Genomic DNA, 23499 nt, shown 5'->3' with positions numbered 1-23499 from the left:
GTCGCCGTAGCGTCGTCCTCGCCCAGTCCCCCCTCCTACCTGGAAAGGTGCCACACGCGATGACCGAGACCCTGACCGACGCCGATGTGGCGTTCTTCCGCGAGAACGGCTATCTGCTGCCCGGCCGCCAGCTCCTTTCGGAGGATCGCCTCTCGCGGCTGGAGCAGATCTTCAACGAGCACCTCAGAGACAAGGGCGACAAGCTCTCCGACGAGCTCGACACGCCGCACTACCGCGACGAGCGCCTGTTGGACTACCTGCTGTCCGACGAGGTTCTCGACTGGATCGAGCCGCTGGTCGGTCCCGACATCGCCCTCTGGTCGAGCCACTTCATCTCGAAGGACCCCTTCACGGGCCGGGCGACCCCGTGGCACGAGGACAGTGCGTTCTGGGAGGGGCGCTTCGACGACTACGACAACATCGTCACGATCTGGCTCGCTCTCGAGGACGGCTCGTTCAAGGAGAACGGCTGCATGAGGGTCATTCCCGGCTCCCACCTGAACGGCGGGTTCTCCGACAGCTACCAGCCGACCGACATGACCGAGCAGACGTTCCACGCAGAGCTCGCCGGCGTGGACGAGACGAAGGCCGTCTACTTCGAGTTGGAGCGCGGCGAGTTCTCCATGCACGACGGCCGGATCATCCACGGCGCCCGGGCCAACACAAGCGCCAGACGTCGCACCGGCTACACCATGCGGTACTTCCCGAGCTCGGTGAAGATGCAGGACGTCCCGCAGAACGAGGGCTGGAAGATCTGGCTGGCCAGAGGGGCCGACCTCGCCGGCAACGACTACGCGAACGCGCCCGCCCGCGCGTGAGGCCCGGCTCATGAGACTGGGACTTCTGACCGCCTGCCTGCCCGGCGAGTCGCTCGAGGACATCGCCCGGTGGGCCGGCGGCCACGGATACGCCGCCCTCGAGGTCGCGGCCTGGCCCGACCGGCCCGGCCGCGACTGGGAGGCCAGCCACCTCGACGTCGAGGCGTTCGGGCAGGCCGACGCCGACCGGGTCACGTCGATCCTCGACCGGCACGGCCTGACCCTGTCGGCGGTCGCGTACTACGAGAACAACCTGCACCAGGACCCGGAGGTTCGCGAGGCGACGCACGCACACCTGCGCCGGTGCGTCGACGCCGCCCAGCTGCTCGGCGTGCGCCTGGTCGGCACCTTCGTCGGCCGCGACGTGACGCTGACGACGACCGAGAACCTCCGGCTGGCCGAGCAGGTGCTACCGCCGCTGGTCGAGTACGCCGCGGCCCGCGACGTACGGCTCGTGATCGAGAACTGCCCGATGGAGGGCTGGCATCCCGACGGCTACCCGGCCAACCTCGCGTATTCCCCCGAGCTCTGGGGCTGGATGGCCGACCTCGGGCTGTGGCTCAACTACGATCCCTCGCACCTGGTCTGGCTCGGCATCGACCCGGTGGCGGCGCTCGAGGCGCACGCCGACCGGATCCTGCACGTCCAGGCCAAGGACGTCGAGGTGCACGCCGCCGCCCGCAACCGTTATGGGGTGTTCGGGCAGGTGCTCGACAGGCAGCCCTGGGTGAGCGGGTGGTGGCGCTACCGCATCCCCGGCCTGGGCGAGGTCGACTGGCGGCGTCTGATCGACGCGCTCCGCCGGCACGGGTACGAGGGCGTCGTCTCCGTCGAGCACGAGGACCCGGTCTGGAGCGGCGACCCCGATCGCGTCCGCCAGGGCCTGACCATCGCACACCGCACCCTCGCCCCGCACGTCCACATCTGATCGACCGCCCAGGAGGGCCCGTCCATGCACCGCGGTGTCTACTTCGATGCCTGGTTTCCCCGTCAGCACTGTTATCACCCGAGTCTCCCGCCCCGCCGTCTGCGAATGGTCGACGAACTCGTCGACTACCGCGCCACCGTGCTGGTGTGGGCGTCCATGGGCGGTGGCTCGCTGGCTCTGCCGTACCTCGAGCAGGAGGCGTTCGGCCCGGTCGACGCCCGCTCGCGCTTCTACGGCTTCGTCAACGACAGCGAGTTCATCGCCGCCTGCCACGAGAGGGGCATCAAGGTGCTGGGCATCGTCTTCGAGGCCCAGGGCTGGGAGTTCCCGGTCGAACTCACTGAGCAGGAGGACGCCGTCCTCGCCATCAACGAGCTGCGCGGCGTGGGAAAGCGCGACTGGATGGGGCTGCGCGAGTTCTCGTCCAACCGCTACCCGAAGCTCTGGAAGCCGGTCGAGCACTACTTCCCCGGCGGGCTGGTGAACTCCGAGGGCGACCCGGTCACCGACCTGATCGAGGAGTGCGTGGCCCGCGACATCGACGGCCGGCCCTGCCACGCGCACTGGGTGGAGTGCCCGGATCGCGAGCACCAGTGCTTCTACATGGACCGCAACAACCCGGTCTGGCGCGAGTACCTCAAGGCGGTGATCAGGATCCAGATCGACGCCGGTGTCGACGGCATCCAGCTGGACGAGGCCGAGCTGCCGATGGGCGCGTTCCAGTACGGCGCCTGCTTCTGCAAGGACTGCATGAAGGGTTTCCGCGCCTACCTCCAGGAGCTGAAGCCCGCCAAGGTGGACGTCGCGCTTGACGGGGTCGACCTGGAGACCTTCCACTACGGCGACTGGTTGCTCGCGCAGGGCTACGACTTCAGGTCGGACCGGGAGTCGACGCCGCTGTTCGGCGACTACTACGCCTTCCAGTGCCTCTCGATCAAGAAGTACTTCGCCGAGCTCGCCGGCTACGCCCGCGAGTACGCCCGGTCGCGCGGCCGCGAGATCATCGTCTCCGGCAACTTCTTCAACCTCGAGCCGATGTACCTCGCCCTCGCCGACGACGTCGACCTGGTCATCACGGAGATGCGGAACACGACGTACCGCCAGCCGGAGTGGTACCGGTACGTCGCGGCGTTCGCCGGTGACAAGGACGTCGTCGTGGTCGAGAACCCGTACGGCGGCGTCGTCCCGGAGCTGATCGACCTGCTCGGGAAGGGCAGGGGGTACGACCTGTTCCGGCTCTCGTCGTTCGAGGCGGCGGCGATGGGCTCGAACATGTCGGTGCCCTACGGCTCCTGGATGGGCAGCGTCATCGAGGACGCGTTCTACGCGCCTCACGAGCTGGCCGCTGGGATCCAGGCGTTCCTGGCCGACCACGAGCAGCTGTTCGCGCGCCGAACCGTCAACGAGGTCGCGGTCGTCTTCGGCGTCGAGAGCACGCGCGAGCTGATCGGCAAGGCGGACGCCGGTGACAACACCACCAACGCGCGCGACGAGTCGGTGGTGGTGCCGTACCGCGTCGTGACGAAGACGCTGTCGGACGCCGCGGTGCCGTACGACGTGGTGATCTGGCCGGACGGCGTCACCGCGCCGGACCGATCGAGCGCCGAGACGCTGCTGCGGTACTCGACCGTGATCCTGCCGGACGTCTTCGCGCTGACCGAGGGCCAGGCCGCCGCCGTCGAGGGGTACCTCGCGGCCGGCGGGACGGTCGTCGTCACCGACCGGGTGGCGCGCTCCCTCCCGCGGCACGCGAACGTCCGCACAGCGCGCCATGATGTGCTGGACGAGTTGCTCCCGCACGGGCGGCAGGTGGAGACCACGGTGTCCGCGGCCGCGAACATCCAGCACCTCGCCGACGGCTCCTACGCGCTGCACCTGGTCAACTACGATTACGACCCCGATGCCGACGCGGTGCGCGCGCTCACCGACGTCCCGCTCCGCGTGCGGCTGCCCGAAGTCCGCGAGCACGCGACCGTGGTGGCGAGCGACGGGACGCGAACGCCGCTGAAGCCGGTACGCGAGGACGGTGCGCACGTCGTACGCCTCGACTCGCTGGGCGTCTACGCGATCGTGGTGTTTCACGACGGGGAGCTGCCATGAGGATCGCGGCGCTCCGCGGGCGCGAGACCTTCGAGGTGGAGGAGGCCCCGGTCCCGTCGATCAGGCCGGACGAGGTGCTGGTCCGCGTCGCGGTCTCGGGCGTGTGCGCGTCGGAGCTCGAGCCGTGGCTGACCGGTCCGCCGGCGGGGGAGGTCCGGTACCCGGGCCACGAGGTCAGCGGCGTGGTCGCCGAGATCGGCGCCGAGGTGACGGCACCGGCGGTCGGCGACCGGGTCGGCGTCTGGGTCACCGAACGTGGCTTCGCGGAGTACGTCGCGGTGCCCGCGGCGTACTGCTTCCCGGCGGGCGACGGCCCGCTCGACGAGGCGCTCGCGGAGCCGATCGCCTGCTCCGTCAACGCCGTCGAGGCCGCCGGCGCCCGACTGGGCGACGACGTGGTCGTCATCGGGGCCGGATTCATGGGAAACCTGGTGCAGAGGCTCGCCGCTCTGCGCGGCCCGCGGCACCTGATCGTGGCGGACACGCGCGCCGACGCCCTGGAGCGCGCCGCGCGGCTCGGCGCGACGCGGACCGTCGACGTGACGAAGGAGTCGCTGCCCGACATCGTACGGTCCCTCACCGGCGGGCTCGGCGCCGACATCACCTTCGAGTGCACCGGCACCCAGGGCGCGCTCACGATGTGCGGCGACACCACCCGGATGAGCGGCACGATCGCGCTCGTCGGCTTCCACCAGGGCGCCGACCGCACCATCCCGCTGGCCTACTGGAACTGGATGGCCTTCACCATCGTCAACGCCCACTTCCGCGACCTCGCGGTGATCATGCGCGGCATGTCGGCCGGCATGCGCCTCCTCGCCGGCGGCGTGCTGTCCATGGACGGCCTCGTCAGCCACCGCTTCCCGCTCGAGGAGATCAACGCCGCCTTCGCCACCCTGCGCGAGAAGCCTGACGGGTTCGTGAAGGCGGTGGTGACGTTCCCGGACGTGTGACAGCGGGCGGTCGCCGCTCGGAGGCCGCTGGGGAACCCCACGCCGCGCAGCAGGGCCTGGCGTCCCCGGCGGTCTCTCAGGCGGTGCCGCGCTCGATCAGCGGGCAGGGCAGCACGACGGTCCGTCCGGCGCCGGTGTAGCGGCCCGACATCCGGCTCATCAGCAGGTCGCCCGCTGTGCCGCCGGCCTCGTACGCCGGGTTGCGGACCGTGGTCAGATGCGGTGTCACGATCGTGGCGGCGTCGACGTCGTCGAAGCCCACGATGGCCACGTCCTGCGGGACGGACAGTCCCAGCTCGTGGGCCACGTCGAGCGCTCCGATCGCCATCAGGTCGTTCGCGCAGAAGACGGCGTCGGGCCTGACCTTGAGCGCCATGAGCGTCTTCATGGCTTCGTAGCCCCCCTTGCGGGTCCAGTTGCCGCGCACCATCAGTTCGGCGGGGACCTTCCGCTTCGCGGCCTGCATGGCCGAGCGGAAGCCCGCCGTGCGCGACACGCCGTAGTGAGGCGGGCCCTGGATCATTGCGATCCGCTGGTAGCCGCGCGAGGCCAGGAAGGAACCCGCGGCGCGGGAGCCGGTCTCGTCGTCGGGGATGACCGCGTCGCAGAGGGGATGGTCGAGCTGGTCACCGATGCAGATGATGGGCGTCTGCTGGTCGACCTCCCCGAACACGACCTGCGACGCCGTCTCGCCGGACGCGAACACGATGCCGTCCACCCCGCGGTCCATGGCGTCCTGGAAGAACTTGCGCTCCCGGTCGTGCTGACCGTCGGTGTTGCAGACGTACGTCCCGTGCCCGGCGGCGTCGACCGCGTCCGCCAGGCCTCGGGTGAGCACGGCGTAGAACGGGTTCGTGATGTCGGGGACGACGACCGCGATCATGTGCGATCGCCGGGTCCGCAGGTTGCGGGCCACGATGTTCGGCCGGTACCCGAGCTCGCGGATGGCCTCCATCACGGTGCCCCGGGTGGCCGCGCCGACCGCGCGCTTGCCGGACAACACGTGGGAGACGGTCGTGGGGCTCACCCCGGCGTGGCTGGCGACCTGCGCGATTGTCACACGAGAGTGTTGGCTGGACGCAGCCTCGCTCCTCGACATGGCGCGTATTCTACTGGAACCTTGAGGCAAAACGATTTGATGTGGCGGGTCGTCCATGACCGACCTTGTCGAGCGGTTCAGCACCGAGTCGCTGCTCCTTCCCGACAGCGGCGCGCGGGTGATGCGCCCACGGCTCCACACCGTCGACGTGCACTGGCACGACCACTACGAGCTGTGCCTGGTGGTCTCGGGCGAGGCCGAGCACGTGGTCAACGGCGTCGCTCGGCCGATCGGCCGGGGGAGTGCCTTCCTGCTGTCGCCCGCGGACTTCCACGCCATCCAGCCGGTCGGTCACGAGCCGCTCTGCTGCTACAACACGGTCGTCGACCCGGGGCTCATGGAGCGGCAGCTCGCCGCCCTGGTGCCGCCTCCGGCCGGCGACCTCCCGTGGTGTCGCCGAACTACTTCAGCGAGCGGTTCCGGGACCACACCGGCTCGTCCTTCCAGGTCTACCTGCAGGAACGCCGTCTGCGGTTCGCGCGTTCCCTGCTCGCGTCGACCTCGTTGTCCGTGACCGAGGTGTGTCACGCCGCCGGGTTCAACACGCTCTCGCACTTCCGCCGTGCCTACCGGCGCCGGTACGGCAGCGCTCCGTCGGGGCGCTGAAGGCGGACGGGCGGCGGCGCTTCCGGGGGTATCGGGGCCGTCACAATGTGACGGACGCCACCCGAATCCATTGACAAAACGCCCGGCTCTTGGCGAGACTGCCCGCCACGACGCCAATCGATTTGCATCAAGGAAAAAGCTCGCATCGTCCTGAGCGAGTAGTAGGGAGCGGGTGTGGTGAGAATCCATGGGTCCTGGACGGCTCCGGCGATCATTGCGTTGGCGCTCGCGACGTCTCTGAGCCTCTCGTCGTGCGGAAGCGATGCGAAGAAGCCGACCACCGACGTCGGCAAGGGCGCAGGTCCCGTGAAGGACCCGGCTTCGCCGCAGACCGTGACGTTCTTCTCCTGGGTCGGCAACGAACCGACGATGAAGAAGCTCGCCGCCGAGTTCCACACGCAGCACCCGAACATCACGATCAAATTCGAGAACGCCCCCGCGGAACAGGCGCAGCAGGTGCTCAGCACCCGCATCGCCGGCAACACCGCCCCCGACGTCGCCTACATCAACGCCAGCGACACCAGCGACTACGCCGCCAGAGGGGCGCTCGTCGACCTCGGCGGCTACATGGGCCGCAGCACGGTCGTGAAGCCGGACGACTATGTCGACGGCTTCAAGACGTTCGTCACCTGGAACGGCAGGATGTGGGGACTGCCGTTCGACGGCGAGACGACCGGTCTGTTCTACCGGACCGACCGCTTCGAAGAGGCCGGGATCGCCGGCCCGCCGAAGACCTGGGACGAGTTCAAGGCCGATGCCGAGAAGCTCACCGACGCGGCCGGCGGCAAGTACGGCTTCGAGATGTTCGCCTCGGAGGCGGCCTACTACTTCTACCCCTGGCTCTACCAGGCCGGCGGCGACGCGCTGACCCAGGACGGCAAGGACATCGCCTTCAACAGCGCGGCGGGCAAGACGGCGGCCGCCTTCTACGTGGACCTCGCCAAGTACTCCCCGCGGGACTACCTCAACTCCAACTCCTACGACGGCCGGGTGGCGTTCGCGAAGGGCGACGTGGCGATGTACGTGGCGGGCGCCTGGTTCGCCGGCACACTCGCGGACGAGTACCCCAAGATCACCGGCAAGTGGGCCGCGGCGCCGCTCCCCAACGGAGCCGCCGGGTGCAAGACCACCATCGCCGGAGACTCGCTGGTGATGTTCAGCCAGACGAAGGTCTCCGACGCCGCGTGGCTGTGGATGGAGTTCCTGTCACAGCCCGGCAACCTGGCCAACTGGACGTACAAGACCGAGGGTACGCTGCTGCCTCCCACGAAGGCGTTGCTCGCCGGCGACGACCTCGCCAAGGAGAAGCCGGTCCTGAAGCCCTTCGCCGACCTGATGTCGTGCGGCGTCGCGAGCACGGTCGCGAACCCCAAGTATCCGCGGATCGAGACCATCCTCAACGAGGAGCTCAGCAAGGCCATCTACGGCGACCAGACCCCCGCGGAGGCTCTGGACAACGCCGCCCAGCAGGGCAGGGCGATTCTCGGCCGCCACTGACGAGCGTCGACGGCACCGGACGATGCTTCGCCGGGCCGGCCCGGCCCGGCGGCGCACGGAGGAGAGGGGGGGAATGGGATGGCGCAGCCGCTGGTGCGGACCGAGACGGACGCGGCGCCTGTGAAGACCGGAGGGCGATGGTCCCGGCCGCACCTCAGGCGAGGGACACCGCACGCGAACCGGCGCAGCCTCCCGGCCAGGGTCTGGAAGGAACGGTCGGCATACGTCTTCCTGCTGCCCGGCATGCTGATCTTCTCGGTCTTCACGCTGGCCGCGGTGGTCTTCGCCGTGTATCTGACCTTCCACCGGTGGAGCATCATCGAGCCGGACAAGCCGTTCGTCGGCCTGGACAACTACCGCGACATGATGCACGACAAGCGGTTCACCGAGTCGGTGCTGAACACCGTGTACTTCAGCGGCGCCTCGGTTCCGCTCTCGATGGCGACCGGACTGGTGCTGGCTCTGCTGGTCAACCTGCCGCTGCGTCTGCGCGGCCTGTTCCGGACCGCGTTCTACCTTCCGGTCGTCACCCCGTTCGTGGTCTCCGCCATCCTCTGGAAGTGGCTCTACAACGGTGACTACGGGCTGTTCAACTACTACCTGCTGCACGCGCACATCATCGACGCCCCCTTGCTGTGGCTGTCGGACAAGAACCTCGCGATGCCGGCGGTCATCTTGATGAGCGTGTGGGCGGGCACCGGATTCTCGATGGTGGTCTACCTCGCCGGGCTGCAGGCGATCCCCCAGGAGCTCTACGAGGCGGCCCGCATCGACGGCGCCGGCGCGTGGCACCGCCTGCGGTACGTCACGATCCCCATGCTCCGGCCCAGCACCCTGTTCCTGCTCGTCATGGGGATCATCAGCTCGCTGCAGGTCTTCACCCAGATCTTCGTGATGACCAACGGCGGACCGGTCAACAGGACGACGACGATGGTCTATTACATGTATCTCTGGGCGTTCAAGTACTTCGACATGGGCTATGCCAGCACCCTGGCGTTCGCGCTCTTCCTCATGCTGCTCGTGTTCACGGCGCTCCAGCTGCGCCTCGCCCGGCAGGCGTCCGGCGCATGAGCGGGGCCGACGAGGGAGTCGCCCTGCGTGAGAGGGCACCGGAGGCGCTGGAGCCCGCTCCGCCGGCCCGCAAGCCGCAGAACGGGAACAACCAGTTCGGGTTGCGGCAGAAGGCGGTCACCTATCTGGTGCTCGCCCCGCTCGCGATCCTGTTCCTGGCCCCGTTCGCGTGGCTGATCAGCGCTTCGTTCCAGCCGATGGGGGAGATCTTCTCCTCGGTGCCGCACTGGATCCCGAAGGACCCGACGCTGGAGGGGTACAAGGGCTTTCTGAACGTCGGTCACCTCACCAGGTTCCAGCAGGGCCAGGGGCACGGCGACTGGCGGTGGTTCGCGAACAGCGCCTTCGTCGCGGTCTCGATCACCGTGCTGCAGACGTTCTTCAACTCCCTGTGCGCCTACTGCTTCGCCAAGCGCCGGTTCCCCGGACGCAACGCGATCTTCTTGCTCTTCCTGGCGACGATGATGGTCCCCGGGCAGGTCACGCTCATCCCGGACTACCTGATCGTCCAGCACATCCCGTTCTTCGGCGGCAACGACTGGATGGGGAACGGCGGGCACGGCTGGCTCGACTCCTACTGGGGTCTGATCATGCCGGGGATCGTGTCGGCGTTCGGCATCTTCCTCCTCCGTCAGTACATGCTCTCGATTCCGGACCAACTGCTGGAGGCCGCCCGCATCGACGGCGCGGGGGAGTTCCGGATCTTCCGGTCCGTCGTGCTGCCGCTGTGCCTGCCGGCGCTCGCGGCGAACGCGATCTTCACCTTCCAGGGGGCATGGGAGGACTTCTTCTGGCCCCTGATCATCATGTCGAGCCCTGACAAGATCACCGCACCCGTGGGCCTCGCTCTGTTCGTGGTGCAGAACCGCACATCCTGGACATTGCTGTTCGCCGGGTCGGTGATCGCGACCTTGCCGATGATCATTGTGTTCATCGTCTTCCAGCGGAAGTTCGTGCAGGGCATCGCCCTCACCGGCATCAAGGGATGATCGTGACGGCGATGAATCCGGGCGTGGCCCGGGACGTGCTCACCCGGCTGCTCGACGCCGGGAACGGCGTGCTTAGGTGTGAGCCGGCCTGGGTCGCGCGCGACTTCCTGCCGCCGGGCCGGCGGCTGGGCCTGCCCGAGAACGCGTACGACGCCGGGGATCGCGGCGCCATCTGCGAGCGGTGGCTCGCCTCGACGACCAAGGCGGACAACCGCGTCGGTCCCCGGGACGAGGGGCTCAGCCACGTCGTGGGGGAGCACGGCGAGCGGCTCCCGCTGCGCGACGCGGTGGCGGCCGCCCCGGCGGCGGTCATGGGTGCGGCGTACGCCGCCTCGCACCCCGCGGGGCTGGGCCGGCTGGCGAAGATCTTCGACTACGCCTACCGGCTGCCGTACCACATCCATCCGCCCCAGGAGTTCGCGTCGCTGGTCGGCCGCAACGCGAAAGACGAGTCCTACCATTTCCTGCCGGGTGCCGACCCGGGCGCGCACCCGGAGACGTTCTTCGGCGTGCACCCCTGGATCGCGGAGGAGTCCGCGCACGAGGTGCTGTTGCCGTACCTCGTCGACTGGGACAGCGACCTGATCCTCCGGCACGCCCGCGCGGAGCTCCAGGTCGCCGGCGAGGGGTTCCACGTGCCGTCCGGCGTGCTGCACGCCCCCGGCACGGCCCTCACCCTCGAGTTGCAGGAGGACTCCGACGTCCTGTCGATGTTCCAGGCGTTGAACGCCGGCCGGATCATCTCCAAGGAACTGCTGTTCAAGGACGTCCGGCCGCGGGACCGCGAGGAGCACGGCGAGCGGGCCCCGCTCGGCTTCGTGGACTGGGAGCTCAACGGCGACCCCTGGTTCTACGAGAACCGCCACCTGAGCCCGCAGCCTGTCGCCGGCGCGAACGGCGACGGCGAGGAGACCTGGGTCTTCTACAACACCAGTAAGTACGCCGGGAAGCGTCTGGTCGTCCCGCCGGGCGGCGTCCACCGGTTGCGCGAGCCCGGCGTCTACAGCGCGTTCGCCTGGACCGGGGAGGGCAGGTTCGCCGGGCACGAGGTGCACGGCGGCGAGCCCGGCCGGGACGAGCTGGTGGTCACCCACGACGCGGCGACCCGCGAGCACGAGGTCGCCAACACCGGAAGCGAGGACCTCGTGGTGTTCCTGTTCTTCGGGCCCGACCTCCACACGGAGGCGCCGTCCATCGCGGGCCATGCGCGGTGACGGCGAGCTGACGGTCGGCCTGCTCGGGGCCGGCATGATCGCCGGCGTCCACGCGCACGCCTACCGCGGCTCCCCGGGCGTCCGGCTGGTCGCGGTCGCCGATCCGGTGCCGGGCAAGGCCGAGCGGATCGCCGGCCGGTACGGCGCGGGAGTCGTGCCGGACCTCGACGCGCTGCTCGGCCTCGGCGTCGACGTCGTCGACATCTGCACGCCGCCGACCGCCCATGCCGACGCCGTGGTCGAGGCTCTTCAGGCGGGCAGGCACGTGCTGTGCGAGAAGCCGATCACGCGCACCATGGACGAGGCGCGTCGCGTCCTCGCGGCCGCCGAGGCCGCGCCCGGACTGCTCTCGGTCGGGCAGGTGGCCCGTTACGGCCCGGACCACCGGCTCGCACGCGACCTGGCGGCGTCGGGCGACGTTGGGCTCGTACGCATGCTCAGTCACTCGACGACGACCTCGCTCCCGGGGTGGAGCGAGGCGGGATGGCTCGCCGACGCCGCGACGTCCGGCGGGCCGCTGCTCGACCAGGGCGTGCACGGTTTCGACTACGCCCGCTGGGTGATCGGCAGTCCCGCCGTGCGCGTGCACTGCATGGCGACCGGCAGCGGTGCGGGCCCGCTGACCTACACCCTGGCGACCGTCCGCTACGAGAACGACGCCATCGCGCACATCGAGTGCAGCTGGGCCCACCCGGCCTCACGCGGCTTCAAGCTCCGGGCGGAGATCGTCGGCACCGAGGGCCGGCTGTCGTGGGACTACGACCACATGATGGGCGGGGTGCTGCACGCCCGCGAGGGCGACGCGGAGTGGTGGGACGTGCTCGGCGACCGCGAGTTCACCCTTGAGCTGAGCGCGTTCTTCGACGCCTGCCGCAACGGCGGACCCCCGCCGGTGCCCGCCGCCGAGGCGGTCGAGTCGCTGCGCACGGCACTCGCCGCCATCGAGTCGGCCCGCACCGGCCAGACGATCGACCTGACCACGTGGGAGGCGTGATGTGGCGGAAGCCGGTCGGCGTCGCGATCCTGGGCGCCGCGCACACGGGCCACGCGTGGGCCTACTCGCGGGCGCTGACCGAGTCGCCGAACGCCCACGTCGTCGGCCTGTACGACCCCGAGCCCGAGCACACCCGCTGGATCCGCCAGGACTTCGGCGTACCGCTCATCGACGACGCCGAGGCGCTGCTGACCTCGCCCGAGGTGGACGCCGTGCTCGTGTGCGGCGCCAACGACGAGCACCGCGCCCACGTCGAACTGGCCGCCGTCCACGGCAGGCACGTCCTGTGCGAGAAACCGATCGCCACGACAGCCGAGGACGCCGAGGCGATGGTCGCCGCCTGCGCGGCCGCGGGCGTGCAACTGCACATGGCGTTCGTGTCCCGGTTCCTGCCGCTGGTCGAGCGGGCGCGTACCGCGGTGCGTGACGGCCGGTTGGGCGATCTGATCGGCCTGGTGGGCGCCAACCGCGGCCGCCCGCCACTGCCCCCGGCGTACCCCCGCTGGATCACCGACCCGGTGTCCGCCGGCGGAGGCGCGCTCATCGACCATTCCGTCCACGTCACCGACGTGATGCGCCACGTCAGCGGGCTGGAGGTGGCCGAGGTGTCGGCCGAGGCGGGGGCGCTGCTCTGGAACCTCGACGTCGACGACGTCGCGGTGGTCTCGCTGCGCTGGGAGAACGGAGCGGTCGGCAGCATCGACCCGAGCTGGTCGGTGCCGGCGGACCACCCGTGGGACTACGACTTCTCCCTCCGCCTCGTCGGCACCGAGGGGTCGCTGGAGATCACTGACGGGGCCGAGGCGCTGAGCGTCGTCAGCACGCGCGAGGGCGGCCCGCGCGGCCTGCGCCGGGCGTCGTTCGCCGAGGACGCCGATCGGGCGATGATCGAGGCGTTCCTCGCGTCGGTGCGCGCGGGCGTGGCCGGGGACCCGTGCGCGACGGGGGAGGACGGCGTGCGCGCCCTGGAGGTCGCGCTGGCGGCCTACCGTTCCTCGGATCTGGGGCAGGTCGTCGAGCTCCGGAAGCCCGCCGGACGTGCCGAGGTGCGCGGCGACACAGGGGAGGGGCGGAACGCGCCGGCGTAGCGCGGCCCGCGGTTGTGGGTGGGGTGGTTCCACTGTCGCGCGAGCGGGCGCCCGGCGGCGCCTACACGTGCAGCACGACCTCGCCGTCCTGCTGGGTGACCCGGTAGGTCTTGAGCCCGACGCGCTTCGGCTCCAGGAGCGACCGGCCGCTCTCGATGTCGAACTCCCAGCCGTGCCAGGGGCAGCGGATCACGCGGCCGGCCTTGCCGTAGACGTACTCGTGCGGGCCGGCGGCGACGAGGGTACCGCTCAGCGAGCCCGCGCACATCGACGCACCCATGTGCGGGCACCTGTCGCTGATCGCGTAGAACTCCTCGCCGACGCTGATGACGCCGACCCGCCGCCCGTTCACGTCGACGGTCCGGCACCCGTCCCGGCGCACGTCCTCGACGCTGCCGACCCTCACTTCCATGCGCCCACCCGCTGATCCTCTACCGCTGTGCCAATCGATTTGCTTAGCTTGACTATGACGGCTTCGCCCCCTCTCCGCAACAACCGTCCGGACAGGAGTTCCCATGGCCGACCCGCGCGACCAGTCCCTCGCCGAGGCGTCCGCGCCGAGCCGCTACCGGCTCGTCGACTGCGACGTCCACCCGGTCACCAAGAGCGGCCTCGGGGAGCTCCGGCCGTTCCTGTCCCAGGCCGAGCAGCGTCGCCTGGGCCTCGACGAGCGCCGCAACCTCACCACGGTCGGGCATCGCGAGGCGGTGTCGATCCCGCGGAACATGCTCTACGTCAACCAGGCCGGGGTGCTCCGCGACGACGCCCGCGCTCCGGACGGGTCCGCGCCGGGCGCCGACCCGGTCTTCACGGCGAAGCAGCTGCTCGACGGCAACGGCATCGACCGTGCGGTGCTCATCGGCGGCGAGGTGCTCGGACTGGGGGCCATGCCCGACCCGGACGCCGCGGCGATGATCGCCTCGGCGTACAACCGGTGGCTCGCCGCGACCTGGCTGGATGCCGACGACCGGTACCGCGGCTACATCGTGGTCGGTGCGCAGGACCCGCTGCTGGCGGCCCGCGAGATCCGGCGCGCGGCCGAGGACGAGCGCTTCGTCGGTGTGCTGCTTCCGCTCACCGACATGCTGATGGGGCTGCGGCACTATTACCCGATCTACGAGGCCGCGAACGAGGTCGGCATTCCGGTCGCCGTCCACCCCAACTCCGGCGAAGGCATCTTCCGCACCTCGCCGCCGATGGCGGGCGGGACGCCGACGTACTACGTCGAGTGGCACAGCGGGCTGAGCCAGGTGTTCCAGGCGAACGTGATCAGCCTCGTCTGCCACGGGGTCTTCGAGCGCTTCCCGAACCTCAAGGTGATCATCACCGAGGGCGGGCTGGGCTGGATCCCCGACGTGCTGTGGCGGCTCGACAAGAACGTCAAAGGCCTGCGCGACGAGGTGCCGTGGGTCAGGCGGCTGCCCAGCGAGTACGTCGTGGACCACGTACGGTTCACGACGCAGCCACTCCCGGAGCCGAAGCGCCGCCACCACCTGCACGTGCTCTGCGAGATCGCTCGCGCGGACCGCACCCTGATGTTCAGCTCCGATTACCCGCACTGGGACTTCGACGACCCGCGGCACGCCCTGGCGTCGCTCCCGCCGGCGATCAGGCAGCGGGTGAGCAGCGACAACGCCGTGGAGACCTACGGCGACCGGCTGTGACGATCGGGATCCGGCTCTGACCGGCGCATCCGTGCCGGTCAGAGCCCAGGAGCGCACCCCTGCCGAGTCTGGTCAGATGGGCGGGCGTGCCGGAGCGTTCTGGAAGGCCCGCAGGATCGCGGTGTACGCCGGCTTCGGCTGGAGGTTCTCGTCGAACGGCAGCGGCCGGCGCGCGGCTCCATCCTGGCGCGGGTAGTCCTCCTGCAACCAGGTGTAGCGGTCGCTCAGCCCGAAGTTGAGCACGACCTTCACCGCGGGCTCCTGGAGGGCCACGGACAGATAGCGCGAGTACACGTCCGCCACGGCCGTGTCGCGGCTGGGGATGTCGGCCTTCAGGCCGTCGTCCTGGACGTCCATCTCGGTGATGAAGATGGACAGCCCCCGCGCCGCGACGTTCGACAGGAACGTCCGGTAGGCCGCCGTGTCGAACTTCCGGGCGAACCCGTCGGCGTTCAGGTGTGCCTGGATCCCCAGCGCGTGCACCGGGACGTTCTTGCTCTTCAGATAGTCGATGGCCTTGAGCATCGACGTCCGGCGGGCGGCCGCGTCCGACCCGGTCTCGAACCCGAACTCGTTGATGAGGAGCAGAGCGTTCGGGTCGTACCGGTGGGCGAGGTTGAACGCCTGCTCCACGTAGGCCGGCCCGATCGTCTGATACCAGGGCTCGACGGTCCAGAACCCGTTGGCGTCCTTCCGGCGCCCGTCGGTCACCTCGTTGGCCACCACCCAGGCCTTCACCCGTCCGGCATAGTGCGCGACCTCCTGCTGGATCGTCCCGAAGAGAAGGTCGCGCGCGTCCTGGCTGCTGAGGTTGTAGAGGGCGTCGGGGTCCCACCCGTCACCCAGTCCCTCGTCCCAGACCAGGTGAGCCGCGAGCACCGGCTGAGCGTTGCCGGCGGCGAACGACACGATCTGGTCGCCGTAACTGAAGTCGAGAGGCGAGTCCTGCGTCGGCTTGAGCCGGTACCACAGCAGGTCGTCCTCGGTGAGCAGCATCCCGCTCTCGCGCGCGTACAGCGCCGCGTAGGCGGCGTCCGGCTGCACCTGCCACGTCGCGGCCGAGGAGCCGTACCGGATCCCCTTGGCCAGCGCCGCCTGATACAGGCCGCCCGTCGGCGCCGCCCACGCCGCACCCGTGTTCACGAACTGCGACGCTCCGCCACCCAGCAGCACCGCGGCGCCCAGGCCGCCCAGGAACGACCGTCGACGGAGACCTCCCTGACCTGCCATCGCCTTCTCCTTCACCCAGTTGTTTGAAGAATCGCGTTATGCAAATCGATTTACATACAGATACACCCGTCCGCCGCCCCTGGGAAGGCCTAAAGGTCGTGGACGCCGGCGTGCGAGCCGGTTCGGTACCAGCACCCTCGAAATCGGCGACGTGCTCGGTAGCGGTGACACTTCAGCGCGTGTCTGCTCACCACCTCGCCCTGAACTGCGCGTCACGCCGGACCGAGCAGGTCCCATCGGTTGCCCGCGATGTCCAGGAACACGGCGACGCGCCCATAGGGCTCGGTACGGGGCGAGGTCACGAACTCGACGCCGGCGGCGACCATACGCTCGTACGCGGTGTCGAAATGATCCACCTGGAGGAAGAACCCGACCCGGCCGGCTACCTGATTCCCGACGGCGACGCCCTGGCCCTCTCCATCGGCGCGGGCGAGCAGGATGCCGGTCTCGGCGCCGGGCGGCCGCACGACGACCCATCGCTTCGGTCGTCCGTCGTTCGTCAGCGACGGCGAGTCCTCCACCAGGTCGAACCCCAGCAGTTCGGTGAAGAACTCGATCGCCGGGTCGTACTCCTCGACGACGATGGTCACGAGATCGATTCGCATCGCAGGAGCATAGGCATTTCACGCTGATCATCGGCCCCGAACTCCTCAGAGCCGGGCAGGCGGCCCGAGGCCCTCGTCGAGATGATTCGACCGCTGCCGGGCCGGGCATGAAGGGCCAACGACAGGAGCGTAGATCGCCGGAGATCCTGGAGCCCGAACGTGGACCTCGTGGCCGTCATCGAGACCGTCGGGCGGGCGATCGACATGGCCGGCGTCGCGGTGATCGTTGTCGGCGCGTCGGTGGCGACCGTCTTGTTCGTGCGCTCGTTCCTGCTCCGCCACCCGACGGAGGATGCCTACCGGCAATATCGCAGAGGAATGGGGCGCGCCATCCTGCTCGGCCTTGAGTTCCTCGTCGCCGGAGACATCATCCGCACCGTGGCGATCTCTCCGACCTTTCAGAGCGTCGGCGTGCTCGCCGTGATCGTTGTGGTGCGCACCTTTCTCAGTCTGTCTCTGCAGGTGGAGCTCGAGCGCCGCTGGCCATGGCAGGCCCCTGCGAAAAGCGGCCCCTGAACCGTCACGTCCCCGTCCTGGATCGGGCCCACCCGGGACGACCGATGGCCGGCGCCACCGAGTCCGCCGAGGCGACCGGCGACCTTTCTGTGGAGGCATTTCACCTGGCACTCTCCCGATCAACACCGTGATGTTCGTAGCGTCGATGGTGACGGGCGCATGCTCCGGGAGAGCATGCTTGGGGGAGGAGAGCCGATGCAGTATTCAGCGATCAACCCCGGAGACCTGGGACGCCGTATCGCCTATCACCGGAAGAGGCTCGGCCTGACCCGCGAACAGGTCGCCGAGCGAGCCGGGATGGTGTCCGGGTTCGTCGAATATCTGGAGGAGAGGCCGTCCTCGCTCACGGAGGGCACGCTGCTCAGGCTCGCCGCCGCCCTGGAGACCACGGCCGACGACCTGCTGGGCGGGGGCGCCGACAGGCCGGCGGGGAAAGGCCCGGCCGCGGCTCGGCCCGTCCTGTGCGCGCTCGAGCCGGACGAGTGTCTGCGGCTCATCGCGTCCGGCGGCGTCGGCAGGGTGGCCTTCACCGGGCCTTCCGGTCCTATCGTCCTTCCGGTCAACTTCAGGCTCCACCGCGGCGCCGTCGTCTTCCGCACCCGGTTCGGCGGAGCCGTAGACCAGAACGTGCGCGACGTCCTGGACGATCCCAGGGCGATGACCGGCTTCGAGATCGACCACATCGACGAGGCCAGCAGGGAGGGATGGAGTGTGATGATCCAAGGCCCTGCCCAGTTGCTCACGCCGGAGGACGTCCCGTCCGATCTGGAGCCCTGGCCGGGCGGTGAACGCGGACTCTGCGTCCGCATCGTCCCCCGGCACATCGCCGGCCGCCGCATCCGCAGTAGCTGAACCGCTCTCGCGGCGCCGGTACGAAGGTCCCGGGCACGTGGGACTTCCTTCCCTGTTCCACGAAGTCAGCCGGCACCAGCGTGGAGATGACGGGGGAGGTGGTCACATGATCACCATGAGCGTCGTCAAGGCGTGCGGCGGAGGGCTGATCGGTCACGCGTCCGTCCATCCCGACATGATCGCGGCCGCACGGCAGGAGGTCGCCGCCGCCGTGAGCGCGGATCTGCTGGTGGACGGGTACGTCGCCGACCTGGATGACGACATCGCGCTGATCTTGACGCACACGGAGGGGCCCGACAGCCGGCCCGTCCACTCGTGCGCGTGGACGACGGTGCAGCGGACCGTGAGCGTGGCCAAGGAACTGGGACTGTATGCCGCCGGCGGCGAGATGCTGCCCGACGCGTTCTCGGAGAACCTGCGCGGCATGGGGCCGGCGTTCGTGGAGGTGGAGTTCGACGAGCGTCCCGTCGAAAGCGTCGTCTGCCTCCTGGCCGACAGAACCGAGCCGGGGGCATGGAACCTCCCCCTGTGCAGGAGCTTCGCCGACCCCTTCACCACCGCCGGTCTCGTCGCCGACCAGAAGATGCGCGCCGGATTCGGCTTCGAGGTCTACGACCTGTGGGAGGACCGGCGGATCGTCTTCGACTGCCCGGCCGATCTCTACGACCTGCTGGCCTGTGTCAGCGCCCCGGCCCGCTACGCGGTGCACCACGTGCGCTCGAAGACCCTGGGGATCCCGGCGGCGGCGACCGGCACGCAGCGCCTCCCCCTCGTGGCGGGCGGGTACGGCGGCACGGAGGACCCCCTCATGATCGTCCGATGTGAGTCGGGGTTGCCTTCGGTGGGTGAGGTCCTCGAACCGTTCGCCTTCCCCTACTCGGTCGCCGGAGCCGTGTGCGGGTCGCATCACGCGCCCTACGTCCCGGTGGCCGCCGGGCAGCCTGGCCCCTCGCGGTTCGGCGGCGCGCCGCGCGTGGTCGCTCTGGGCTTCCAGATCCGCGGAGGCAGGTTGATCGGGCCGCGCGACCTGTTCGCCGACGCCGCCTTCCACCCGGCGCGCGCACGGGCGGGCGAGGTCCTCGAGTACTTCCGCCGCCATGGGCCGTTCGAGCCGCATCGGCTGGGTTCGCAGGACTCGTCGTATCCGACCGGCACCCCGGTCCCCAGGCGCCTCGCCCACCGGTGGACACCCGTCGCGGCGGAGCCCCCGGCCACCCGGCAGCCGACGGCCGAGTCGGAGGATGAACATGCACAGCCGTGATGGACAGGTGCGCGAGCCTGTCGTGCGATAAACGGCGAACAAAAGTGTCCGGACGGGAGGTACGGGCCATGGAAGCCAAGCAGTGGACAATACAGATCCACATCACCGAAGACGGCGACGCGACATCGGCGAGAGCGGTGCTGACCACGAGGGACGGCGCCCACCTGGCCGGCGTCGGGCACGCCCGGCGCAACCCGATCGACCGTTCCGTACCCGAGATCGGGGACGAACTCGCGGCCGCCCGCGCCCTGGCCGATCTGGCCGGCAAGCTCATGGCGGCCACATCCCAGGACATCGCCGCGGTCTCGACAGCCCGTGAGCGGTGCGGGCTCTGGTGACGCACGCCGGACCAGACTGATCCGGGCGACGACCCCCTCGGTCAGTGGGCCCTTTCGCCGGTCGCCGGAGGCACTACGGCCACCGGGCAGCGAGCGTGATGCAGGACCGCCCGGCTGACCGAGCCCAGCACGGCGGCCGCGAAGGGCCGCAGGCCGTGGGATCCCACGACGAGCAGGCTCGCGGCCGCCGACGCGTCCACCAGGGCGGTGACCGGGTGCGCGGCGACCATGGTCAGGTGGATCTCGATGTCGCCGTACCGCTTCTGCCAGGCCGCGAGCCGGTCGCGGGCGGCGGCATGGCTCGCGTGCCAGACCTCGTCGGGGTCGAAGCCGACTCCCGGCGGCGCGTAGATCTGAGGTGGCGGCTGCCAGGCGTGGACGACACGGGCGGGACAGCCCAGGAGCCGCGCCTCCTCCAGGGCGTAGGCCACGGCGGTTTCGCAGCCGGCCGAGCCGTCGTCACCGACGACGACCTCCGCGGGCGCTCCGGGCGGCACCGGCCGGACCACGACCAGGGGAACGGGCAGGCGTCCGGCGATGTGGCCGCCGACGGACCCGAGCAGCATGCCCGTGAACCCGCCCAGCCCCCGGCTGCCGATCACCACCAGGGCGGAGTCCGCCGCCTGCGCACGGAGCACCTGGGCGGGATGTCCCTCGACGACCTCCTCCGTGACATCGACGCCAGGACGCCTGTCCCTCGCCGTCCGCGCGGCCGTGTCGAGGATCTGGAGCCCGGACTGGGCGAGATGGCCAGGCATGTCGGGAACCGGATAGTGGGGGACCTCGTAGAGCAGGCGGTCCAGCGCGTGCACCACGCGCAACGGCAGCCCCTTTCTCGCGGCCTCGTCGACGGCCCACTCCACCGCCGCCGTGGCTGCGGGGGAGCCGTCGGTGCCGACGACGACGGGTCTGGACATGCCCCTCCTCGTACGCGATGCGCCGCCGGACGAGGGGAGGTCGCGCCGGCCCGCGGCATCTCCTGGTGAGGATGCCGGGAGGGGCGCCGATAAAGCGCCCTCACCTCCTCATACCCGCGATCCGGAGCGCGGCATCGACCGCCGTGACCATGTCTACGGCCGGAATCGACATGCCAGGGACGAGGCCGGCGACGGACACCGGAGTCCCGGACTGAGCGTGCCGTCTCTCCGGCGTCCCCATGAGGGTCAGCGGCGCAGGAACTCCAGGAGCCGGGGCAACGGCCACGTGTTGATCACGTGGTCGGGGTCGAGCCAGGCCCTCTGGGCGGTGCCGACGCCGTAACGCATGCCGGCCAGGTGCGGGACGGCGTGCGCGTCGCTCGCGATGGAGAACAGCAGGCCGTGGTCCCGCGCCCGCCTGGCCAGGCCGGCGGGCAGGTCGAGGCGGTCGGGGAAGGCGTCGATCTCCAGGGCGGTGCCGGTGCGGGCGCACGCCCGGAACACCTCCTCCCAGTCGGCGTCGACCGGTTCCCGCCTGCCGATGACCCTGCCGGTCGGGTGACCGATGATCGTGACGTACGGGTTCTCGCAGGCGCGGACGAGCCGCCGGGTCATCTCCGCGCGTGACTGGGTGAAGTGCGAGTGGACCGAGGCGACGCACAGGTCGAACCCGGCCAGGAACTCCGGCGGCCAGTCGACGTCACCGTCCGGGCCGATGTTCAGCTCGGCGCCATGGAGCAGCGCCATGCCCGGGTACGCGTCGCGCAGCCGGCGCACCTGCCCGCGCTGGTCGAGGGCCTTGGCGTCGGTCATGCGCTGCATGTAAAGGTTCGGCGCGTGATCGGTCACGGCGACGTACGCGTACCCGAGCGCGGAGGCCGCCGCGACCATCTCCTCCAAGGACGCCAGGCCGTCGGTGAGGTCGGTGTGGATGTGCAGGTCGCCGCGGATCCCGGCGGACGTGACGAGATCCGGCAGCTCTCCCAGCATCGCCGCCTCGATCTCGCCGGAGTCCTCCCGCAGGGGCGGCGGGATCCACGGGAGGCCGAGCATCTCGTACACGTCCTCCTCCCGGGCCGAGGCGATCAGATCGCCCGAGGTCACGTCGAAGACGCCGTACTCCGACAGCTTCAGCTTCCGGTGTACCGCGATCTCGCGGGTGCGGATGTTGTGCGCCTTGGAGCCGGTGAAGTACTGCAGAGCCGCGCCCCAGGAGTCGCGGGCCACCACACGCAGGTCGACCTGCAGGGTCGGGGTGCGCACCGAGCACTTGGTCTCGCCGCGGGCGATCACCTCGGTGACGCAGGACAGCGAGGTGAAGGCCGCCATCAGCGGAGCGGAGTCGTCCCCGGCGGCCAGGACGTCGATGTCCCCGATCGTGTCCTTCATCCGCCGCAGAGAGCCCGCGTAGGCGCAGCGGTCGCAGCCGGGCACGGCCGCGAGCCGTGCGACGATGTCCTCGGCGAGTCCCATGGCGAGGCCGATGTGCACCCGCCGTCCGGCCTTGCTCAGCACCTGGATGCCGTGGAGGAGGTTCTCCTCGGTCTTCGCGCCGAAGCCGTGCAGACCCTGCAGCTCTCCGGCGTGGATCGCCCGTTCCAGCGACTCGACGGAGTCGATCCCGCGCTCCTGGTAGAGCACCATCGCCTTCTTCGGCCCCAGCGTGGGGACCGTGGTCAGCTGCCGGACTCCGGCGGGCACCCGTGCCCGCAGCTCCTCGAGCTGGTGGATGGCCCTGGTGTGGACGTACTCGTCGATCTTCGCCGCGATGGACGCGCCGACGTTGGGTATCCCCCGCAGCGCGCGCTCGTCGAGGCCCGATATGTCCTGGGAGTACCCGCCCACCGAGCGAGCCGCCTTCTCGTACACCCGGACCTTGAACGCGTCGCCACCGGTGATCGCGATCAGATCGGCGTATTCCTGCAGGAGGTCCGCGACCTCGTCGTTGAGTCGCTCCATGTGATCACCTCGCCGGCGCCGCCTCACGACGTGAGGGGCGGCCTTCCTGTCCCTCCAGCCTCGCTCCTTCCCCTCCCCTCGCGCCAGTGCGTGCGTCCTCGTCACCGGTACGTGTTCTGATGGAGGGGATCGGGCAGGTTCCGGCGTGATCCGGAGAGTTCCGGGAGGAGCGGCCATGCTCGTCTACGAGATCATGAGCAGCCCTGCGATCACCCTTCGGCACACCGACACGGTGCGGCAGGCGATCCGGGTTCTCCACGACCACGACATCAGCGCGGCCCCCGTGCTGGGCGACCACGACGAGATCGTGGGGATGGCCGCCGACATCGACCTGCTGTGCGGGGCGTTCGAGGCGGATCCCCGGGTCGCCGCCGCGGCCGCCCGGGACGAGCCCCTCCCACGGCACGTGAGCGACGTGATGAGCAGGCAGGTGGCCGTCGTCTCGGAGACCACCGACGTGGTCACCCTCATCGAGCTGATGACAGCCAAGCGGATCAAGAGCGTTCCGGTGCTGTGCGACGGGCGTCTCGTGGGCATGGTCAGCCGGCGCGACCTCATGGCGATGCTGGCCGGGACCGACGACGATCTGCGGGCCGCCGTCGTCGCCGCCCTGCGCGAACGGTATCCGTACGGGCCGGAATGGGAGGTGACGGTCCGTGAGGGCGTGGTCGAGCTGCACGGACACGCGACCGACAGTCTCGACGAGGCCGCCGACGAGATCACGCGGTCGGTCCCCGGAGTCAGCAGGGTGCGCCACAGCTGAGAGGGCATGTCATCGGCGCCGGACTGCCGCGAAGGGCGAC

The 23499-nt window shown here is 70.0% G+C and carries 23 protein-coding genes and 1 pseudogene; 18 read left to right on the top strand and 6 right to left on the bottom strand.

Translation table 11 applies throughout. The features are described 5' to 3' along the window. Nucleotides 1-59 precede the first annotated feature (59 nt). From MPTA5024_RS26605 to MPTA5024_RS26590, 4 genes are all read left to right on the top strand, one after another. On the top strand, nt 60-818 hold the full coding sequence (locus tag MPTA5024_RS26605) for a phytanoyl-CoA dioxygenase family protein (RefSeq protein ID WP_036329712.1): 759 nt from the start codon (nt 60-62) through the stop codon (nt 816-818). 10 nt (nt 819-828) lie between these two features. After that, a complete protein-coding gene (locus tag MPTA5024_RS26600; RefSeq protein WP_036329710.1) occupies nt 829-1746 on the top strand; it encodes a sugar phosphate isomerase/epimerase family protein in 918 nt (305 codons plus the stop codon). A gap of 105 nt (nt 1747-1851) precedes the next feature. After that, nucleotides 1852-3846: a hypothetical protein gene (locus MPTA5024_RS26595; protein WP_051458715.1), complete on the top strand. Its 1995-nt coding sequence runs from the start codon at nt 1852-1854 to the stop codon at nt 3844-3846. Next, nucleotides 3843-4796 carry a zinc-binding dehydrogenase gene (locus tag MPTA5024_RS26590; protein ID WP_051458714.1) on the top strand — a complete coding sequence of 318 codons (954 nt, stop codon included), beginning with the start codon at nt 3843-3845 and terminating at the stop codon, nt 4794-4796. The genes MPTA5024_RS26595 and MPTA5024_RS26590 overlap by 4 nt, the downstream gene beginning before the upstream one ends. Before the next feature lie 76 nt (nt 4797-4872). Here MPTA5024_RS26590 and MPTA5024_RS26585 read toward each other — a convergent pair whose 3' ends face one another. Then, on the bottom strand, nt 4873-5856 hold the full coding sequence (locus MPTA5024_RS26585; RefSeq protein WP_051458713.1) for a LacI family DNA-binding transcriptional regulator: 984 nt from the start codon (nt 5854-5856) through the stop codon (nt 4873-4875). Nucleotides 5857-5950: 94 nt separating this feature from the next. Here MPTA5024_RS26585 and MPTA5024_RS40065 point away from each other — a divergent pair. The 8 genes and pseudogenes from MPTA5024_RS40065 to MPTA5024_RS26550 form a co-directional block, all read left to right on the top strand. Beyond that, nucleotides 5951-6286 (top strand): annotated as a pseudogene (locus tag MPTA5024_RS40065) (AraC family ligand binding domain-containing protein); the annotation flags it as partial. Next, nucleotides 6283-6501: a helix-turn-helix transcriptional regulator gene (locus MPTA5024_RS44710; RefSeq protein WP_036329706.1), complete on the top strand. Its 219-nt coding sequence runs from the start codon at nt 6283-6285 to the stop codon at nt 6499-6501. The pseudogene MPTA5024_RS40065 and the gene MPTA5024_RS44710, both read left to right, overlap by 4 nt. 306 nt (nt 6502-6807) lie before the next feature. Next, entirely contained in the window at nt 6808-7998 is a 1191-nt protein-coding gene (locus tag MPTA5024_RS26575) for an ABC transporter substrate-binding protein (RefSeq protein WP_157099742.1), read from the top strand. 78 nt (nt 7999-8076) lie between these two features. Continuing rightward, nucleotides 8077-9069, top strand: coding sequence for a carbohydrate ABC transporter permease (locus tag MPTA5024_RS26570; protein ID WP_051458712.1), 993 nt, complete (start codon nt 8077-8079; stop codon nt 9067-9069). Continuing rightward, on the top strand, nt 9066-10058 hold the full coding sequence (locus MPTA5024_RS26565; RefSeq protein WP_051458711.1) for a carbohydrate ABC transporter permease: 993 nt from the start codon (nt 9066-9068) through the stop codon (nt 10056-10058). The genes MPTA5024_RS26570 and MPTA5024_RS26565 overlap by 4 nt, the downstream gene beginning before the upstream one ends. A gap of 2 nt (nt 10059-10060) precedes the next feature. Beyond that, entirely contained in the window at nt 10061-11272 is a 1212-nt protein-coding gene (locus tag MPTA5024_RS26560) for a hypothetical protein (protein WP_051458710.1), read from the top strand. After that, nucleotides 11262-12266: a Gfo/Idh/MocA family protein gene (locus tag MPTA5024_RS26555; protein WP_036329702.1), complete on the top strand. Its 1005-nt coding sequence runs from the start codon at nt 11262-11264 to the stop codon at nt 12264-12266. The genes MPTA5024_RS26560 and MPTA5024_RS26555 overlap by 11 nt, the downstream gene beginning before the upstream one ends. Then, entirely contained in the window at nt 12266-13354 is a 1089-nt protein-coding gene (locus MPTA5024_RS26550) for a Gfo/Idh/MocA family protein (RefSeq protein WP_157099741.1), read from the top strand. Before MPTA5024_RS26555 ends, MPTA5024_RS26550 begins: the two co-directional genes overlap by 1 nt. A gap of 61 nt (nt 13355-13415) precedes the next feature. On the opposite strand, the gene MPTA5024_RS26545 is transcribed toward MPTA5024_RS26550, so the two are convergent. Next, complete coding sequence (locus tag MPTA5024_RS26545; RefSeq protein WP_036329700.1) at nt 13416-13766, bottom strand: Rieske (2Fe-2S) protein; 351 nt, start codon at nt 13764-13766, stop codon at nt 13416-13418. A gap of 103 nt (nt 13767-13869) precedes the next feature. Between MPTA5024_RS26545 and MPTA5024_RS26540 the strand changes: the two genes are divergently transcribed. Continuing rightward, nucleotides 13870-15018 carry an amidohydrolase family protein gene (locus MPTA5024_RS26540; RefSeq protein WP_051458708.1) on the top strand — a complete coding sequence of 383 codons (1149 nt, stop codon included), beginning with the start codon at nt 13870-13872 and terminating at the stop codon, nt 15016-15018. A 72-nt stretch (nt 15019-15090) separates the two neighbouring features. On the opposite strand, the gene MPTA5024_RS26535 is transcribed toward MPTA5024_RS26540, so the two are convergent. After that, nucleotides 15091-16248 (bottom strand): endo-1,4-beta-xylanase, encoded by a 1158-nt coding sequence (locus tag MPTA5024_RS26535; RefSeq protein ID WP_051458707.1) that lies wholly within the window; start codon nt 16246-16248, stop codon nt 15091-15093. Between the two features lie 212 nt (nt 16249-16460). Continuing rightward, nucleotides 16461-16853 (bottom strand): VOC family protein, encoded by a 393-nt coding sequence (locus MPTA5024_RS26530; RefSeq protein WP_036329698.1) that lies wholly within the window; start codon nt 16851-16853, stop codon nt 16461-16463. A gap of 168 nt (nt 16854-17021) precedes the next feature. Between MPTA5024_RS26530 and MPTA5024_RS26525 the strand changes: the two genes are divergently transcribed. From MPTA5024_RS26525 to MPTA5024_RS26510, 4 genes are all read left to right on the top strand, one after another. Continuing rightward, nucleotides 17022-17369, top strand: a complete 348-nt coding sequence (locus MPTA5024_RS26525; protein WP_332310634.1) for a DUF1622 domain-containing protein — start codon at nt 17022-17024, stop codon at nt 17367-17369. Nucleotides 17370-17564: 195 nt separating this feature from the next. Next, a complete protein-coding gene (locus MPTA5024_RS26520) occupies nt 17565-18221 on the top strand; it encodes a helix-turn-helix domain-containing protein (protein WP_036329694.1) in 657 nt (218 codons plus the stop codon). A 106-nt stretch (nt 18222-18327) separates the two neighbouring features. Then, nucleotides 18328-19482, top strand: a complete 1155-nt coding sequence (locus MPTA5024_RS26515; protein WP_036329692.1) for a fructose 1,6-bisphosphatase — start codon at nt 18328-18330, stop codon at nt 19480-19482. Between the two features lie 68 nt (nt 19483-19550). After that, entirely contained in the window at nt 19551-19820 is a 270-nt protein-coding gene (locus MPTA5024_RS26510; protein ID WP_036329690.1) for a dsRBD fold-containing protein, read from the top strand. 41 nt (nt 19821-19861) lie between these two features. On the opposite strand, the gene MPTA5024_RS26505 is transcribed toward MPTA5024_RS26510, so the two are convergent. After that, on the bottom strand, nt 19862-20737 hold the full coding sequence (locus MPTA5024_RS26505; RefSeq protein ID WP_036329688.1) for a universal stress protein: 876 nt from the start codon (nt 20735-20737) through the stop codon (nt 19862-19864). A gap of 246 nt (nt 20738-20983) precedes the next feature. Continuing rightward, nucleotides 20984-22696, bottom strand: a complete 1713-nt coding sequence (gene polX / locus MPTA5024_RS26500) for a DNA polymerase/3'-5' exonuclease PolX (protein ID WP_036329687.1) — start codon at nt 22694-22696, stop codon at nt 20984-20986. Nucleotides 22697-22871: 175 nt separating this feature from the next. On the opposite strand from polX, the gene MPTA5024_RS26495 reads away from it, so the two are divergent. Continuing rightward, entirely contained in the window at nt 22872-23459 is a 588-nt protein-coding gene (locus MPTA5024_RS26495; RefSeq protein ID WP_036329685.1) for a CBS domain-containing protein, read from the top strand. Nucleotides 23460-23499 lie beyond the last annotated feature (40 nt).

Source organism: Microbispora sp. ATCC PTA-5024, assembly GCF_000511135.2.
Classification (GTDB): domain Bacteria; phylum Actinomycetota; class Actinomycetes; order Streptosporangiales; family Streptosporangiaceae; genus Microbispora; species Microbispora corallina.
The sequence above is the reverse complement of the archived record's forward strand: the minus strand, read 5'-3'. Positions and strand labels throughout refer to the sequence as shown.